The organism is Rhizobium bangladeshense (assembly GCF_001662075.1).
GTDB lineage: Bacteria > Pseudomonadota > Alphaproteobacteria > Rhizobiales > Rhizobiaceae > Rhizobium > Rhizobium bangladeshense_B.
In genome coordinates this window covers 349838-367115 of record NZ_LYPL01000004.1, presented here as the reverse complement: position 1 = coordinate 367115, position 17278 = coordinate 349838, and the positions used below count along the sequence as shown (strand labels likewise).

Annotated in this window: 16 protein-coding genes; 14 read left to right on the top strand and 2 right to left on the bottom strand. The window is 62.7% G+C overall.

Annotation, left to right across the window (positions count from 1 at the left end; all coding sequences use genetic code 11):
- Positions 1 to 346 precede the first annotated feature (346 nt).
- Positions 347 to 2272 (bottom strand): hybrid sensor histidine kinase/response regulator, encoded by a 1926-nt coding sequence (locus A7X77_RS11640; RefSeq protein WP_064683057.1) that lies wholly within the window; start codon positions 2270 to 2272, stop codon positions 347 to 349.
- A 15-nt stretch (positions 2273 to 2287) separates the two neighbouring features.
- Entirely contained in the window at positions 2288 to 3013 is a 726-nt protein-coding gene (locus tag A7X77_RS11635; RefSeq protein ID WP_064683056.1) for a Crp/Fnr family transcriptional regulator, read from the bottom strand.
- Between the two features lie 235 nt (positions 3014 to 3248).
- Here A7X77_RS11635 and ccoN point away from each other — a divergent pair, with 235 nt between their 5' ends.
- From ccoN to A7X77_RS11565, 14 genes are all read left to right on the top strand, one after another.
- Complete coding sequence (ccoN, locus tag A7X77_RS11630; RefSeq protein WP_064683055.1) at positions 3249 to 4871, top strand: cytochrome-c oxidase, cbb3-type subunit I; 1623 nt, start codon at positions 3249 to 3251, stop codon at positions 4869 to 4871.
- An 8-nt stretch (positions 4872 to 4879) separates the two neighbouring features.
- A complete protein-coding gene (gene ccoO, locus A7X77_RS11625) occupies positions 4880 to 5614 on the top strand; it encodes a cytochrome-c oxidase, cbb3-type subunit II (protein ID WP_064683054.1) in 735 nt (244 codons plus the stop codon).
- An 8-nt stretch (positions 5615 to 5622) separates the two neighbouring features.
- Positions 5623 to 5775: a CcoQ/FixQ family Cbb3-type cytochrome c oxidase assembly chaperone gene (locus A7X77_RS11620; protein ID WP_064683053.1), complete on the top strand. Its 153-nt coding sequence runs from the start codon at positions 5623 to 5625 to the stop codon at positions 5773 to 5775.
- Position 5776: 1 nt separating this feature from the next.
- Complete coding sequence (gene ccoP / locus A7X77_RS11615) at positions 5777 to 6640, top strand: cytochrome-c oxidase, cbb3-type subunit III (RefSeq protein WP_064683052.1); 864 nt, start codon at positions 5777 to 5779, stop codon at positions 6638 to 6640.
- Positions 6641 to 7044: 404 nt separating this feature from the next.
- Entirely contained in the window at positions 7045 to 8613 is a 1569-nt protein-coding gene (gene ccoG / locus A7X77_RS11610; RefSeq protein ID WP_064683051.1) for a cytochrome c oxidase accessory protein CcoG, read from the top strand.
- Entirely contained in the window at positions 8610 to 9095 is a 486-nt protein-coding gene (locus A7X77_RS11605; RefSeq protein ID WP_064683050.1) for a FixH family protein, read from the top strand. The genes ccoG and A7X77_RS11605 overlap by 4 nt, the downstream gene beginning before the upstream one ends.
- Positions 9092 to 11371 carry a cation-translocating P-type ATPase gene (locus tag A7X77_RS11600; RefSeq protein ID WP_064683049.1) on the top strand — a complete coding sequence of 760 codons (2280 nt, stop codon included), beginning with the start codon at positions 9092 to 9094 and terminating at the stop codon, positions 11369 to 11371. The genes A7X77_RS11605 and A7X77_RS11600 overlap by 4 nt, the downstream gene beginning before the upstream one ends.
- Positions 11368 to 11529: a cbb3-type cytochrome oxidase assembly protein CcoS gene (gene ccoS / locus A7X77_RS11595; RefSeq protein WP_064683048.1), complete on the top strand. Its 162-nt coding sequence runs from the start codon at positions 11368 to 11370 to the stop codon at positions 11527 to 11529. Before A7X77_RS11600 ends, ccoS begins: the two co-directional genes overlap by 4 nt.
- A complete protein-coding gene (locus tag A7X77_RS11590; RefSeq protein ID WP_064683047.1) occupies positions 11529 to 12194 on the top strand; it encodes a Crp/Fnr family transcriptional regulator in 666 nt (221 codons plus the stop codon). Before ccoS ends, A7X77_RS11590 begins: the two co-directional genes overlap by 1 nt.
- Positions 12195 to 12458: 264 nt before the next feature.
- Positions 12459 to 13178 (top strand): response regulator, encoded by a 720-nt coding sequence (locus tag A7X77_RS11585; protein WP_064683046.1) that lies wholly within the window; start codon positions 12459 to 12461, stop codon positions 13176 to 13178.
- A 78-nt stretch (positions 13179 to 13256) separates the two neighbouring features.
- On the top strand, positions 13257 to 14339 hold the full coding sequence (gene ccmI / locus A7X77_RS11580; protein WP_064683045.1) for a c-type cytochrome biogenesis protein CcmI: 1083 nt from the start codon (positions 13257 to 13259) through the stop codon (positions 14337 to 14339).
- Positions 14336 to 14788, top strand: a complete 453-nt coding sequence (gene ccmE / locus A7X77_RS11575) for a cytochrome c maturation protein CcmE (protein ID WP_064683044.1) — start codon at positions 14336 to 14338, stop codon at positions 14786 to 14788. Before ccmI ends, ccmE begins: the two co-directional genes overlap by 4 nt.
- Entirely contained in the window at positions 14785 to 16773 is a 1989-nt protein-coding gene (locus A7X77_RS11570; RefSeq protein ID WP_064683043.1) for a heme lyase CcmF/NrfE family subunit, read from the top strand. The genes ccmE and A7X77_RS11570 overlap by 4 nt, the downstream gene beginning before the upstream one ends.
- On the top strand, positions 16770 to 17237 hold the full coding sequence (locus tag A7X77_RS11565) for a cytochrome c-type biogenesis protein (protein ID WP_064683042.1): 468 nt from the start codon (positions 16770 to 16772) through the stop codon (positions 17235 to 17237). The genes A7X77_RS11570 and A7X77_RS11565 overlap by 4 nt, the downstream gene beginning before the upstream one ends.
- The last annotated feature ends 41 nt before the right edge of the window (positions 17238 to 17278 follow it).

Here is a 17278-nt window from a genome sequence, read left to right as displayed (position 1 = left end):
GGTCGCCGCGCTGCATGCGGGTCGTCTATGGAGCGTGCGAAGCACGGAGACTTCGGCCCTTCGTTACAGGCTCGGCGCGGCGCAAAGAATGAGCTGAGAGGCCAGCAGGATCTAGCGAGGCTTCTATCGCTCGCGACAGCGGCCGAGCGATGTTCTCCAAAAGGGTCGGAATCGTAAGACGATTGAAGTTCTGGCGTTTCGGCCCGGCGATCCGCCGATAGACGAGGGGACGTCAGTCTAGCTGAACTGTTGCAAATTGAATCTTCGAAACATTGCCGGGCAAGTCGCAACACAATCGGGGCCCGAGATCGTCACGATCCCCGGTGACGCAAACGTCCCGGCCGACTCATCGCTCGTCTAGCAGTTCTCGGATCTTCGTTGCGAGTTCTCTCGCGGTGTACGGCTTTCGCAGCCACTGCGCTCCGGCGATCACTTCATGCGTCGCGAGAGAAGGTTCCGAATATCCGGATGTGAAGAGTACCGCAAGTTCGGGACGGATCTTGCGCGCTTCGCCTGCGACTTCGTCTCCAGAAAGGCCTCCCGGCATCACGATGTCGGTGAACAGAAGGGCAATGTTCTCGTTTTGCTCGAGAATCTCCAGCGCGCGACGTCCGTTCTCAGCTTCCAGCACTGAATAGCCCATGGTGACGAGCCGCGCTACCGCAACGCGACGCACCCGCGCGTCGTCCTCGACGACGAGAACAAGTTCGGTTCCCTTGGGAAGGGGAGATTCCGTTGGTCCCGCTTGTTGTACGAAGGGATCTGCTCTGACGGCATCAAGGGCGGGCAGGTAAATGCGGATCGTCGTGCCCCTTCCGACTTCGCTATAAATTTGAAGGTGGCCGCCGGACTGTTTGACAAAGCCGTACACCATGCTCAGACCGAGACCGGTTCCTGAGCCTACGTCCTTGGTCGTGAAGAACGGTTCGATCGCGCGCTTCTTCACCTCGTCGGCCATCCCGGCGCCGGTATCGGTCATGGAGATCAGCACGAAGTTCCCGCTGCGCACTTCCGGATACATCTTGGCGTAGTCGGCATCGAGGCTGACCCGCGACACCTCGATGGTCAGGGCGCCGCCCTTCGGCATCGCGTCACGCGCGTTGAGGGCGATGTTCAGGATGGCGTTCTGAAGCTGCGAGCCATCGACGAGGGCGTCGAAGTGCGAGCCAGACAACACCGTCGACAGCTTGATGCTCTCGCCCAATGTCCGTCGAAGAAGATCTGAAAAGCTGGTGATGAGGCGCCCGAGGTCCACCTGCTTGGGAGAAAGCGGCTGTCGCCTGCCGAAGGCCAGCAATTGGCCAGTCAGCTTCGCGCCATCGGCCGCGGCCTCCTGGGCTTCGCGAAGCATGTCGCGCAGCGGCCCCGGCTGCAGCTTGTCTTCGATCATCTCGAGATTGCCACTAATGACGGTCAGGAGGTTGTTGAAGTCATGGGCAAGGCCGCCGGTTAGCTGTCCGACGGCCTCCATCTTCTGCGCCTGACGCAGGTCTTCCTCGATCTTCATTCGGCTCGTCAAATCGCGTACGAAGCCGGTGAAGATGCGTTCGCCGTTGGCGGTAGCCTCGCCGACGTGCAGTTCCATCGGGAAGTGCGTGCCGTCGGCCCGTCGGCCGGTAACCACGCGTCCATAGCCGATGATCCGCTTCTCACCGGTTTCCAGATAATGTCCGATGTAGCCGTCGTGGGCGTCGCGGTAAGGATTCGGCATCAGTTCGCTGACGTTGCGGCCGCAGATCTGGTCTGAGCTTAGCCCGAACAGCTTTTCCGCGGCCTTGCTGAACGACATAACAATGCCCTTCTGGTCTATGACGACCATGGCGTCGGGAACGGTTTCCAGAATGGAGGACAGATGCGCCTCGCGCGACCTGACGGTCTCCTCGGCCCTCCTGAGCGCCGTGACGTCGCTGTTCGCCTGTATGACGGCGAGGTCACCGTCGGACAGGTTTACAAGGACGCATCTGGTCGCGACGACGATGTCGTGACCGCTCTTGTGCCGGTGGACGATTTCGCCCTGCCAGAAGCCGCGTGACCGGAGTTGCGCCTGAATGTCTTCGAAAGGTTCGGGGGCCCGCGTGGCGAGAAGCTCGTACACTTTCTCTCCGACAGCTTCCTCCCGCGTCCACCCGTACATGTTCTCGCACCCGATCGACCAATGGGTGATGGTGCCTTCCAGGCGATGGATTATGATGTCCGCCCCGTCGAGCACATGCACCAGCACGTCCAGTTCCTGCGGCGACGCCGTGCGTGGCGATATGAGGCGGTGGGGCATACCTGCTCCTGTTGATCAGTGGATGCTGACCCTATGGCAGGTTTTTTCAGAAAAATCATCCGCGCTGCCTGACAAACGAGCAAGCTTTTCCATGCTGAGGATCTTCAGATCGTGCCGGCCCTGCGCGACGACGACGTTGCGCGCGGCGAGCTTGGTGATGGTACGGGAAACCGTCTCGATCGTCAGACCGAGATAGTCGGCGATGTCCTGGCGGTTCATCGGCACGCGCAGGACGTCGCGGCGCCTCGCGCCAGGTCTCGAAGCCAGCCGAAGGATGAAGGTGCAGAGGCGCTCCTCGGCGTTCTTCTTCGACAGCAGCACCATCTGGTCGTGTGCCGCGGCGTTCTCGCGGCACAAGAGGTCGATGTAGGCAGGGCGCAGTTCATCGCAGCGCGCGACTTCCTGGTGGAAGCTCTTGCGGGAGATGCGCCGGATCTTGCAATCGGTGACGGCCTCGGCGGTGAAGAGAAATTCACCGAGCAGCGAGGCGCCGACGACGTCGCCGGCGAAATGGAAGGCGGTGATGACCCTGCGTCCTTCTCCGATGATCCGATGCAGTCGCACGACGCCTTCGACGATCTGGAACAGATGCTTGGCGTCGTCGCCTTCCCAGCATATCGCCTGTCCGGCCTCGACGAGCTCCGTGGAGCTGGTGCGGAAGACCGAAGCCAGACAAGGACCGCGAGCTACCTCGACTGCGAGTTCGGCGTTTTCAAAAGCGTTCTTGCCCTGCATCAGCATCGTCATTTCCCCTCGTTGAGTGGGCTCAATAAACAGCGGCCGAGTCACACGAGGATGATCGGATCGTGCCAATTGGTGCGATGTTGTGACGGTTTGTAACAGGCGAGCCTCCCGACGAGGTTTGTGGCGTTCATTGACGTAGATCAAGGAGCTGCTGACGTCCTCGTGACAGTCGTACTTCAAGGTTCGAGAAAGCTGGCCCTGACGTGGCCGGCTGCGCACTGGGGAAGACGTCATGAACTATACAACGGAAACCATCGTGGTCGCTGTCGCCGCGTTCCTAGCTCTAGTGGGCGCGGGACTCGCCCACGATCACCTCTTCGCCGTCCACATGGGCATCCTCAGTTTCTGCCTGTTTGCCGGAACTGTGATCCTGCTGCGGCGGGTCGACTTCTCGCCGGCGGGCCAGGTGCCCAAGGCCGATCCCTCGGGCTACTTCGACGAGGTCATCCGATACGGATTGATCGCCACCGTCTTCTGGGGCGTGGTCGGCTTTCTGGTCGGAGTCGTGGTCGCGGCGCAGCTCGCCTTCCCGGATCTGAACTTTGCCCCCTATCTGAACTTCGGCAGGCTCAGGCCCGTCCATACTTCGGCAGTTATCTTCGCCTTCGGCGGCAACGCCCTGATCATGACCTCCCTTTACGTCGTGCAGCGCACCTGTCATGCGCGGCTCTTCGGCGGCAGTCTCGCCTGGTTCGTCTTCTGGGGCTACCAGCTCTTCATCGTGATGGCGGCGACCGGTTATGTTCTCGGCATCACCCAGGCGCGCGAATATGCCGAGCCGGAGTGGTACGTCGACATCTGGCTGACCATCGTCTGGGTCGCCTATCTCGTCGTCTACCTCGGCACGATCCTCAAGCGCAAGGAACCCCACATCTACGTGGCGAACTGGTTCTATCTCGGCTTCATCGTCACGATCGCGATGCTGCACGTCGTCAACAACCTAGCCGTTCCTGCGTCGTTTCTCGGCAGCAAGAGCTATTCGGCCTTCTCGGGAGTCCAGGACGCGCTGACGCAGTGGTGGTACGGCCATAACGCCGTCGGTTTCTTCCTGACGGCGGGCTTCCTGGGAATGATGTACTACTTCGTGCCGAAGCAGGCCAACCGGCCGGTCTATTCATACCGCCTGTCGATCATCCACTTCTGGGCGCTGATCTTCATGTATATCTGGGCCGGCCCTCATCATCTGCACTACACGGCACTGCCCGACTGGGCCCAGACGCTCGGCATGGTCTTCTCGATCATGCTTTGGATGCCCTCCTGGGGCGGCATGATCAACGGCCTCATGACCCTTTCGGGCGCCTGGGACAAGATCCGCACCGATCCCATCATCCGCATGATGATCATCGCCATCGCCTTCTATGGCATGTCGACCTTCGAGGGCCCGATGATGTCGGTGAAGACGGTCAATTCGCTCAGCCACTATACCGAGTGGACCATTGGTCACGTGCATTCGGGTGCGCTCGGCTGGGTCGGGATGATCACCTTCGGTGCGATCTACTACCTGACGCCGAAGCTCTGGGGCCGCGAGCGGCTCTACAGCCTCAGGATGGTCAACTGGCACTTCTGGCTCGCCACTCTCGGCATCGTCGTCTACGCCGCCGTTCTCTGGGTCGCCGGTATCCAGCAAGGCCTGATGTGGCGCGAGTATAATTCGCAGGGCTTCCTCGTCTACTCCTTCGCCGAAACCGTCTCCGCCATGATCCCCTATTACGTCCTGCGTGTCGTGGGTGGTGGGCTGTACCTGATGGGCGGCCTCGTGATGGCCTGGAACGTCTTCATGACCATCCGCGGTCGCGAGCGGAACGAAGCCGCAATTCCGACCGCTTACGTGCCCCAGGCACAACCCGCCGAGTGAGGTGAACCATGGCATCGATACTGGACAAACATAAGATCCTCGAGAAGAACGCGACGTTGCTTCTTGTCGGCTCGCTATTGGTCGTTTCCATAGGCGGCATCGTTGAAATCGCACCGCTCTTCTATCTACAGAACACTATCGAGAAGGTGGAGGGGATGCGGCCTTACACGCCTCTCGAGCTGGTCGGCCGCAACATCTACATTCGCGAAGGCTGCTATCTCTGCCACAGCCAGATGATCCGTCCGTTCCGCGACGAAGTGGAGCGCTACGGCCATTATTCGCTGGCCGCCGAATCTATGTACGATCACCCGTTCCAATGGGGCTCGAAGCGCACGGGTCCGGATCTTGCCCGCGTCGGCGGTCGCTATTCGAACGAGTGGCACGTCCAGCACCTCTCCGACCCGCGGGCAGTGGTGCCGGAATCGATCATGCCGAAATACGCCTTTCTCAAAACGCAGGACGTCACCGTCAAGGACGTCGGCATGGATCTGAAGGCCAACGAAGACGTCGGCGTGCCCTACAGCGACGACATGCTCGCCAATGCCGAAGCCGACATCAAGGCGCAGGCCGACCCGAACGCCGATACCACCGCTCTTCTGGCCCGCTATCCGAAGGCGAAGGTCGGCGATTTCGACGGTGACCCGCAGAAGCTCACCGAGATGGACGCTCTGGTCGCCTACCTGCAGATGGTCGGCACGCTGGTCGACTTCTCGACCTATGACGACGCAACCGGCTACCGATGAGGTGAAACATGGAAACGTACACGGCAATGCGGCACTTCGCCGACAGTTGGGGTCTTCTGGCGATGACGGCATTCTTCCTTGGCGTCGTCGTCTTCACGCTCCGCCCCGGCAGCAGGCAGGCGGCCAACGAGGCCGCTGCCATTCCCCTGAAGGACGATTGAGATGTCGGATAAGCATATTGACGAAATCAGCGGCGTCGAGACCACCGGACACGAGTGGGACGGCATCCGCGAACTGAATAATCCGATGCCGCGCTGGTGGGTGTGGACCTTCTACGTCACGATCCTCTGGGCGATCGGATACGCTATCGCCTATCCCGCCATACCGATGATCACTTCCGCGACAAAGGGCCACCTGGGCTATTCGACCCGCGCCGAGTTCCAGCAGGATCTCGATCAAGCGAAGGCCGGCCAGATGAAGTTCCATGACATGATCGCCTCGAAGACAGTCGAGGAAATCGACGCCGATCCGACCCTGCGCGAGTTCGCCATCGCCGGCGGCGCTTCGTCGTTCAAGGTCAACTGCGCGCCGTGCCACGGCTCGGGCGCGAGCGGCGGTCCCGGCTTTCCGAACCTCAACGACGACGACTGGCTGTGGGGCGGCGACCTGCAGTCGATCCAGACGACGATCGCCCACGGCATCCGCTTCGACGGCGACGGGGACAGCCACGTTTCCGAGATGCCCGCCTTCGCGGACATGCTTGACCCAACGCAGACGAAGCAGGTGGCCGCGTATGTCTGGGGCCTGACCAACAAACCTTCCGATCCGGCCCTCGCCGAAGCCGGCAGGCAGCTCTTCCTCGACAACTGCGCGGCGTGTCATGGCGAGGACGGAAAGGGGAAGGTGGACATGGGAGCGCCCGACCTTGCCGACGCGATCTGGCTGAAGTCGAAGGGCGAGGAGGCGATCGCCCGCCAGATCGCTGCGCCGAAGCACGGTGTCATGCCTGCATGGGCGTCCCGCCTCGGAGAGGCGACCGTGAAGGAGCTGACGGTGTTCGTGCACTCGCTCGGCGGTGGAACGTGAGGAGTGCGACATGAGCGCCCATGATCATGATCCACTGCTTGCACTCTACGGGCTGCCACGCTCGGTGGTCCATTCGCGCGTCTCCGTTCGGGCGAAGCCCGTAGCCCCGGAATGCGAGCGAGAAGAACCCGAGAAAATCGGAAATTCGATGGTGAGTTTGACTGCGCTCAAAGACCATCGGACGACCAGCCGGTAGTCGATCGAGGACGTCCCAGCGGATATCTCCCCCGCAGTTCCTCCCGGCCACGTCTCGAACCCTCCGAGGCGTGGCCGCTCTCAGTTCAGCAGTTCCTGCTCGGCCGCGGCCTTTCTGGCGTGGCCGTTTTTCGAAGACGCCGTTCTTGATTTGAATCAAGGACGAGCTGACGGAGAGCTGGGAGAACTCGGTGGAAAGGAAGCGGCAAATGAACCTTTACACTGCCCCGGATCCCAACAACGTCGAGCGCGTGAACGCGGAGCCCGTCAACGCGCGCCGGAACCGCGAGCCGCTCTACGCTGCACGTAAGAAGATCTTCCCCAAGCGTGCGGAAGGCCGCTTCCGCCGATTCAAGTGGCTGGTGATGCTGGTCACGCTAGGCATCTACTATATCGCTCCCTGGCTCCGATGGGGCCGGGGCGAATACGCTCCCGACCAGGCGATCCTCGTCGATTTGGCGTCCCGCCGCTTCTACTTCTTCTTCATCGAGATATGGCCACAGGAATTCTATTACGTGGCCGGTCTTCTCGTCATGGCCGGCTCCGGGCTGTTTCTGGTGACTTCCGCCGTCGGTCGCGCCTGGTGCGGCTACGCCTGTCCGCAGACCGTCTGGGTCGATCTCTTTCTGGTCGTCGAACGTTGGGTCGAGGGCGACCGCAACGCCAGGATGAAGCTCGACGCGGCCCAGTGGACGTTCGACAAGGCTCGGAAACGTGTTGTGAAACATGCCATCTGGCTGGCGATCGGCGTGGTGACCGGCGGCGCCTGGATCTTCTATTTCTCAGACGCTCCCGGCCTTGCCGTGTCGCTCTTCACCGGGGACGCGCCGATGGTCGCCTATGCGACGGTGGCGACGCTCACTGCGACGACCTACGTGCTCGGCGGGCTGATGCGCGAGCAGGTCTGCACGTACATGTGCCCGTGGCCGCGCATCCAGGGTGCCATGCTAGACGAGAATTCCCTCGTCGTCACCTACAACGACTGGCGCGGCGAGCAGCGCTCCCGGCATTCCAAAAAGGCTCAGGCCTTGGGACAGCCTGTGGGCGACTGTGTAGACTGCAACGCCTGCGTCGCCGTCTGTCCCATGGGAATCGACATTCGCGATGGCCAGCAGATGGAGTGCATCACCTGCGCGCTCTGCATCGACGCCTGCGACGGCGTCATGAACAAGATCGGCAAGCCCCGAGGTCTCATCGCCTACGCCACCCTCAGCGAGTATGCGGACAACATGGCGATTGCGACCGACGGGGGGCGGACGCCGGTCCAGCCCTCCAGGGTGCGCGGGCCGGACGGGTCGTTCGTCGACGGCATCAGGCACTTCGACTGGAGGATCATCTTCAGAGCGCGCGTGGTCTTCTATGCGGCGGTGTGGTGCATGATCGGCGCGGGCATGATCGTCCACCTCGCCATGCGGGACAGGCTTGAGCTCAACGTCGTCCACGACCGCAATCCGCAGTTCGTTCTGGAAAGCGACGGGTCGATCCGCAACGGCTATACGCTGCGCATCCTCAATATGGTGCCCAAGCCCAGAAAGATCGAATTGACCATATCGGGACTCGAGGGCGCGACGATGCGCATTCCTGAACTGGGCAAGGAGGACGCGCGCAGCTTCGTGCTGGACGCAGCGCCCGACGTCGCGACGACCGTCAAGGTCTTCGTGACCAGCCGGCCCTCCGGCGCTTCGGTGGACGAGTTCCTTTTCGCGATCGGAGACGAAGATAACTCCGACCGCGCCACCTACCGCGCGGCCTTCAATTCACCCGGAGACATAAAATGAGCAGAACCGACAAAGGATTCACGGGCCGGCACATGCTGCTGACGACATGCGCCTTCTTCGCCGTGGTAATCTCCGTCAACGTGACGATGGCCTGGTTCGCCTCCGCGAGCTGGAGTGGTCTGGTGGTCGAGAACACCTACGTAGCGAGCCAGCAGTTCAACCAGAAAGCATCCGCGATCAAGGCCATGGCGGCGACCGGAGTCTCGGGCGACATTTCGCTACGCGGCAACGTTTTCACCTACAACCTCCATAATCGAGACGGTTCGCCCGCTCCTGCCGAAGAGGTGACCGCTGCTTTCCGTAGGCCGGTGGGCGACCATGAGGACTTCACCGCCGCTTTGAAGAAGGTCGCCGAAGGTCGCTTCGAGGTCGACCACCACGTGCCTTCGGGCGACTGGATCGTCGAACTGATTTCTAAGCGAGACGGGATGACCGTGATGCATGAAGCCCTGCGATTCGACACGGCGGAGTTCGTCCGATGACGTGCTGCATGATGAACGCCGAGGCGGTGCTCGCGATGAGTGCCAAGGCCTTCAGTGCCGAGGAAGTCGCGCTGGCGAGCCACCCGCTCGGAGAAGGACTGCACCAGCTCGATCTCAGCGTTCCGGATGTCCATTGCGGCGCCTGCATCCAGACGATCGAGAAGGCGCTGAAGGCGCTGCCTTTCGTGAAGAAGGCCAGGGTGAATCTTACCTCCCGGCGCGTCACCTGCGTCTACTCGGAGCGCGAAAAGGATGAGCCCACGAACCCGGCGCGTATACTCGAAGCGATCGACGGCGCGGGTTATCGCGCCCATCTGTTCACGCCCGTCGCGACGGAGAACGACAGTACCCGCAACCAGCTACTCCTCGCGGTCGGCGTGGCCGGCTTCGCCGCCGCAAACATCATGCTGCTGTCGGTTTCCGTCTGGTCCGGAGCAGATGCTGCGACGCGTGACATGTTCCACTGGATTTCGGCCCTGATCGCGGCTCCCACCTTGATCTATGCCGGGCGGTTTTTCTTCCAGTCGGCGTGGAATGCGCTCAAGCATGGCCGGACCAACATGGACGTGCCGATTTCACTCGCGGTGACGCTCTCCTACGCGGTATCCCTCTGGGAGACCATGCATCACGGCGAGCACGCCTGGTTCGATGCGACCGTCTCGTTGCTGTTCTTCCTGTTGATCGGCCGGGCGCTGGATCATATGATGCGTGAGAAGGCCAGAGCGGCCATCAATGGTCTTGCTCGTATCGCGCCCCGCGGCGCGCTGCTTGTTCAGCCGGACGGCTCCCGCCGTTTCGTCGCCGTCGAGGATATCGTGGTAGGCGACGACGTTGCGATCCCGGCGGGCGAACGCATCCCCGTCGACGGCGTGGTCGTCAGGGGAGAAAGCGAAGTCGACCTCTCGATCGTCACCGGCGAAAGCAGCCCGGCCTCGGTTCACGGGGGGACTTGCGTAAGCTCCGGCGCAATGAACCTGACAGGATCGCTCGTGGTCCGCGCCACGAAGCTCGCGAGGAATTCTCTTCTTTCTGAGATCATCGCGCTCATGGAGGCTGCGGAGGGAGGAAGAGCCCGCTACCGCAGAATAGCCGACCGCGCGGCTTCGCTCTATTCTCCGGTCGTCCATCTCCTGGCGCTCGTTTCGTTCCTCGGATGGGGCTTCCTGGGCGGCGACTGGAAACAGGCGATGCTCGTCGCCGTTGCCGTGCTGATCATCACGTGCCCCTGCGCGCTCGGGCTGGCCGTCCCGGTCGTGCAGGTCGTCGCCGCCGGGGAACTATTCCGCCGAGGTGTCATGGTCAAGGACGGTTCGGCACTGGAGAGGCTGTCGGAAATCGACCTCGTCGCGTTCGACAAGACCGGCACGCTGACGATGGGAACTCCCCGCCTCGTTTCCTTCGAGGCCGAGAACGACGCCGACGTTGCCTGCGCGGCCGGGCTGGCGGTTCACTCAAGGCATCCTCTCTCACAGGCCCTCGTCCGAAGCGCCGCTCCCGCTCCCGCTCAATTCGAGAGGGTGGTGGAGGTGCCGGGCGGGGGGCTCGAGGCAACGCGTGACGAGGCGGCGTATCGTCTTGGCAGCTCGGCCTTTGCATGCGGCGGCGAGGCGACGAAGGTCGACGGCGCCCTCTCGGAAGTCGTACTATCGAGGGACGGCCGGGCCGTCGCACGCTTCTTCTTCGAGGACACGATCAGGCCTGGAGCGGCCGAGGCCGTGAAACGCCTTCGCGGCGACGGCTTCCAGACGATAATGCTCTCAGGCGACCGCGAGAACGTGGTGGCGGCAACGGCCCGTAAGCTGGGCATCGACAGCGCTCTCGCGGAATTGACCCCGAGGCAGAAGGTCGAGACCTGCCAGACGCTGAGCATGGGCGGCCACCGGGTGCTCATGGTCGGCGACGGCATCAACGACGCCCCGGCGCTAGCGGCAGCCCACGTGTCGATCGCTCCGGCCACGGCCTCCGATATCGGACGCCACGCGGCGGACCTCGTGTTCTTCAGCGATCGGCTTGACGCCGTTCCCCAGGCCGTCGAAATCGCGCGGCGTTCTGCGACGCTCGTCCGACAGAATTTCGCGCTTGCCATCGGTTACAACGTCCTGGCCGTGCCGATAGCCATCGCCGGGCTGGCGACGCCTCTCGTCGCGGCGGTCGCGATGTCGACGTCGTCGATCATCGTCGTCACCAACGCCTTGCGCCTCAACGTCCTGATGAGACGCGCTCCGGCACCGGACGCCCGTGTCCGTGTTCCGCGGACGGAGGCTCGATCCGCATGAACATGTTGATCTACCTGATACCTATCGCGCTTTTCATGGGAGGCGTCGGTCTCGCCGCCTTTCTCTGGTCGCTGAAGAGCGGCCAGTACGAGGATCTTGAGGGGGCTGCATGGCGGGCGATCGCGGACGACGAGCCCGAACGAGGGAAGGAAGCGTGATGCTTACCAGAAATGAGATTGTCCGGGATGCGAGGATTTTTCGAGGGCTCGACCAGGTGGTGGCAGGACTTCTGCAGGAGCTGGTGGACGTTCGGGCGTTCCAGGCCGGTGAAGCGATATTCCGCGAAGGCCAGGCGGCGGAGGACGCCTTCTACCTGATGCACGGTCTCGTGCGTCTCGTGAAGAGGGAATCGAGCGGTCGCGAAGCCGATATCTGCGTGCTGGAACCGGGAGAGATGTTCGCCGACCATCTCGTTGTCGGCGGCGGCGTCCATCCCCATACGGCTCTCGCCGCGGAGGCGACCGAAGTCGCAGCGTTCGATCTGGCCGGCCTGCGCGAGCTTGCGCTTCGACACCCTCCGCTGCTTGCCAATTTGGCCCTCATCGTGTCCGAGCACTTCCTTGCCGCGCTGGACTGCGTCGCGGCCGACCGCCTGCAAACCGCATCCCAAAGAGTCGCCAACTACTTTTTGAGTCGGTGCCCTGCGGAAGCGAACTGCTTCACTTTCCGGCTCCCCTACCAGAAGAGGATCCTGGCGGGAAAGCTGGGGCTCGCGCCGGAAGCGCTGTCACGCGCTTTCGCAACCTTGGGGGGATGCGGAATCGACGTCAGGGGGCGGACGGTGACCGTGGACGACGTCAACCGTCTCAGGACGCTTTGCTGACGGACTCCCCAGAATTGGTGTGCAGATGTCAATGGAAGCTGGACGCACTTTAAATTTGCGGTTGTTACATCGGCAACGAGATCTCTTAGCGGCCATTGCATGACGGCATGTCAGACGACCAGGAGGACTTCTGAGTCGCCCCGCCTCTCTGCCCGTGCTGTTGTCCTAATCGACGGTTCTTGTGAAAGAAGGCGCAACTTCGACGGTGGCGTGCCGCGAAATCCTGCGTTATGTCTGACGCAGGCATGCAGTGAGGCTTGGTAGATGGAATCGGATCGCATTCTCGTGGTCGACGACGACGCCCGGATAAGGCAGATGCTCGCCCGATACTTCGAGGATAACGGCTACCGCGTCACTGCGGTCGCAAACGGCGCCGGAATGCGGTCCGAACTCTCCAGAGGCTCGTTCGCCGCGATCTTTCTGGACCTCGTGCTGCCGGGCGGCGAGAACGGCTTCGACCTGCTGAAGGAGCTTCGAAGCGGCTCCGACGTCCCGGTGCTCATGCTGACAGGGCAGGACGACGTGACTGACAAGGTCATCGGCCTCGAATTCGGGGCGGACGACTATGTCGCCAAGCCGTTCCACCTTCGGGAGCTGCTCGCACGCCTGCGAACCGTCCTCCGGCGTCGAGCCGGCGCCGCTCAGCCCAAGACGCAGGCCGCAGTTCCCGACGAGACGTTTCGGTTTGAGGGCTTCGTTCTGGACGTCCCCCGGCGGAAACTGACGTCTCCGGGGGGGGACGACATTCCCTTGACCTCGGGCGAATTCGACATGCTCGTCGTCTTTCTGCGGAATGCCGGCCGTGTCCTGACCAGAGACACTCTCATGGATTTGACGCGGAACCGGAACCTGGAAGCATTCGACAGGACGATCGACGCCCAGATCGTGCGGCTTCGCAAGAAGATCGAGCCGGATCCCAAAACTCCGGCCCTGATCCAGTCCGTGAGGAGTGTCGGCTACGTGTTCACGGGGCGCTTCGCCTAACGCGCGCGTAATTGATCGGCGTCAATGTTCCGTGCCACGCGGACGCTATGTTGCCCTCGCAACAGAGCAACCTGAACCATGATCATCTGGATTACATTCGCCGTCATGACGGCGGTCGTCACGGCCGCGCTCCTTCATCCGCTGTCCCCGATACGAACGGCGGTCTCGGACGGCGGAAAGGATGGCGCCCGAGTCTATCGCGACCAGCTCGAGGAACTCGACAGGGAGTTGGCGGCGGGACGCATCGCTCCGGACGACCATCAAGTAGCAAGAGCGGAAACCGCCAGAAGGCTGTTTCGCGAGGCCGACGCCGTTCGCGTCGAGTGGTCCTCCTCCCGGTCGCCGGTCGCATTGAAGCTGAGCGTCGCCGCGTTTCTATCTATCGCCAGCATCTCCACCTACGTCGCGTTCGGCTCTCCAGAACTCCCGTCTAAGGCTCTGCAACAAAGGCTTGACGAGCCGGGACAGGACCTCGCCATCCTGATTCGTAAGACCGAAGAGCATCTTGTGCGGGTTCCGAACGACGGCCGGGGATGGGACGTCATCGCTCCGATCTATCTTCGCACCAATCGCGTCGCGGATGCGGACAAGGCCTATCGAAATGCCATCCGGCTCCTTGGGCCGAGCGCGATCAGACTGGATGGGCTTGCCGAAGCAGTGCTGGCGTCCTCCAATGGCACGGTCACCGCAGAGGCTCGTCGGGTGCTTGAAGCGTTACTGGAGCTCCAGCCGCGCAATCCGCGTGCAAAATACTATGTGGCGCTCGCCAGCGAGCAGGCAGGCGACACCGCCGAGGCGAAGGCCGCCTTCGAAGCCATCGTCAAGGATTCGCCGCCCGGCGCGCCGTGGCTGCCGCTCGTCAACGAGCACATCGCGAGGAATGGTGAAAGCCTGGCCGGTGCGCAGAGCCTTGCCCCCGCCGAACAGCAGCAGACGATCCGCGATATGGTCGAAAGTCTGGACGCGAGGCTCAAGACGGACCCCGATGATCTCGACGGCTGGATGCGGCTCGTGCGCTCCTATGCGGTGTTGAACGAAATGGATCGTGCAGCCGATGCGCTGGATCGCGCGTTGGCAGCCTTCTCAACGGACGGCGAAAGCGTCAGGAAATTGATTGCGGTGGCACGCGAGTACGGTATCGGCAAGGGAAAGACGGAATGACACGCAAACAGAAGCGCCTGGCGGTGATTGGCGTCGGCATGGGGTTCATCTTGGCCGCAGTGCTGCTTGTGATGTTCGCCTTCAGCCAGTCCATCGCCTATTTCTACATGCCATCTGACTTGGCCTCCGGCGACGTTCGTCCGGGAGCAAGAATTCGACTGGGTGGTCTGGTAGGAGAGCGCAGCATCGTCCGAGGCTCCGGGACGTTCGTCGAGTTCTCCGTGACCGATCCGGGCGGGGCGGTCGTGCACGTTAGATATGCGGGAATCCTTCCAGACCTCTTCCGGGAGGGACAGGGAGTGGTGACGGAAGGAACGTTCGAGGCCGGGAGCCAGATCTTCTCGGCCGATACGGTTCTAGCCAAGCATGACGAGCGTTATGTTCCGAAGGAAGTGGCGGACAAGCTCAAGGAGCAGGGTCTGTGGCAGCACGGGGAGCCTAAGCAATGATCATCGAGATCGGCCATTACGCGCTGGTGCTGGCGCTCGCCACGGCGCTCATCCTCTCCATCGTGCCGGTGATCGGAGCCCGTCGTCACGACCGGGCGATGATGGATGTGGCGACGATCGGCTCGCTGGCGATGTTTTCGCTTGTCACCTTCTCCTTCGCCGCGCTGACCTACGCCCATGTCGTCTCGGACTTCTCGGTCGAGAACGTCTGGGAGAATTCGCATTCGCTGGTGCCGCTGCTCTATAAATATTCCGGCGTCTGGGGCAATCACGAGGGATCGATGATGCTCTGGCTGTTGATCCTGACGCTGTTCAGCGCGCTGGTCGCCGTCTTCGGCCGCAATCTGCCGGAGACGCTGAAGGCCAATGTGCTGGCCGTGCAGGCCTGGATTTCGGTCGCCTTCACGCTGTTCATCCTGCTGACCTCCAATCCCTTCCTGCGCCTCGATCCGGCGCCGGCCGAAGGCCGCGATCTCAACCCGGTTCTTCAGGATATCGGCCTCGCGATCCACCCGCCGCTGCTCTATCTCGGTTATGTCGGCTTCTCCGTCTGCTTCTCCTTTGCCGTTGCGGCCCTCCTGGAAGCGCGCATCGACGCCGCCTGGGCACGCTGGGTGCGGCCCTGGACGCTGGCCGCCTGGACCTTTCTGACGCTTGGCATCGCCATGGGCTCCTACTGGGCCTACTACGAGCTCGGCTGGGGCGGCTGGTGGTTCTGGGACCCGGTGGAAAACGCCTCCTTCATGCCGTGGCTCGCCGGCACCGCACTGCTGCATTCGGCGCTCGTCATGGAGAAGCGCGAGGCGCTGAAGATCTGGACGGTGCTGCTCGCCATCCTCACCTTCTCGCTGTCGCTGATGGGCACCTTCCTGGTGCGCTCCGGTGTGCTGACCTCGGTGCACGCCTTTGCCAGCGACCCCTCCCGCGGCGTCTTCATTCTCTGCATCCTGCTGATCTTCATCGGCGGGGCGCTGTCGCTCTTCGCCTTCCGCGCGCCGAAGCTGTCGGCAGGCGGGCTGTTTGCGCCGATCTCGCGCGAGGGCGCGCTCGTCGTCAACAATCTGATCCTGACGGTCGCCTGCGGCACGGTGCTCACAGGCACGCTCTATCCGCTGCTTTTGGAAACGCTGACCGGCGATAAGATTTCCGTCGGAGCGCCTTTCTTCAACCTGACCTTCGGCCTGCTGATGGCGCCGCTCATCGTCATCGTGCCCTTCGGGCCGATGCTGGCCTGGAAGCGCGGCGATCTGCTCGGTGCTCTGCAGCGGCTCTATGTCATCGCAGGTCTCGCCTTCCTTGCCGCGGTGGTCTTCTTCTACATCGAACATGGCGGGCCGGTGCTTTCGGTGCTCGGCCTCGCTGCCGGGCTGTTTCTGATCCTCGGTGCGGTAGCCGATCTGTGGTACCGCGCCGGCATCGGCAAAGTCGCGGCCAGTCTCGCCTGGCGCCGGCTTTCCGGCCTGCCGCGTTCGGCCTTCGGCACGGCCCTTGCCCATGCCGGGCTCGGCGTCACCGTGCTCGGCATCGTCGCGGTCACAACGTTCGAGAGCGAGTATGTCATCGAGATGAAGCCCGGTGAGGTGACCGAGGCCGGCGGTTACAGTCTGCATTTCGACGGCATGCAGCCGGCGACCGGGCCGAACTATACCGAGGACCGCGGCCACTTCACCGTCCGGCGCGCCGGTGTCGCGGTTGCCGATACCTGGTCGGCCAAGCGCCTCTACACTGCCCGCCAGATGCCGACGACGGAGGCCGGCATCCTGACCTTCGGGCTCAGCCAGCTCTATGTATCGCTCGGTGACGCCACCAAGGACGGCGGTATCGTCGTCCGTATCTGGTGGAAGCCGTTCATTCTTTGCATCTGGGGCGGAGCGGTGTTCATGGCCTTCGGCGGCCTCGTCTCGCTCAGCGACCGGCGCCTGCGTGTCGGCGCCCCGCGCCGCAAGGCGAAGCCGGCAACTCCGGCAATGGAGCCGGCGGAATGATGCGGCGTCTGCTCCTGGCTGTCGTTGTGGTGCTGATGGCAGCCCCCGCCTTTGCCGTCAATCCTGACGAGGTGCTGGCCGATCCGGCGCTCGAAGCGCGCGCCCGCGCCCTTTCGGCGGAACTGCGCTGCATGGTCTGCCAGAACCAGTCGATCGATGATTCCAATGCCGATCTGGCCAAGGACTTGCGCCTGCTGGTGCGCGAGCGCATCGCCGATGGCGACAGCGACGAGGTGGTGCTGACCTATATCGTCTCGCGCTACGGCGAGTTCGTGCTGCTGAAGCCGCGTGTCAGCATGAAGACGGTGCTGCTCTGGGGCGCACCGGTGCTGCTGGTGCTCGCCGGCGGACTGTCACTGCTGGTCTTTGCGCGCAAAAGGGCCGGCAAGCCGACCGGCAGCAAGCTGACGGCAGACGAGCAGGCTAAGCTCAGCGAACTGCTCCAGGGAGACCGCTCTGTTTGACGGAGATCAATGGCGGCTCGACGATGTCGTCCTATGGTCGT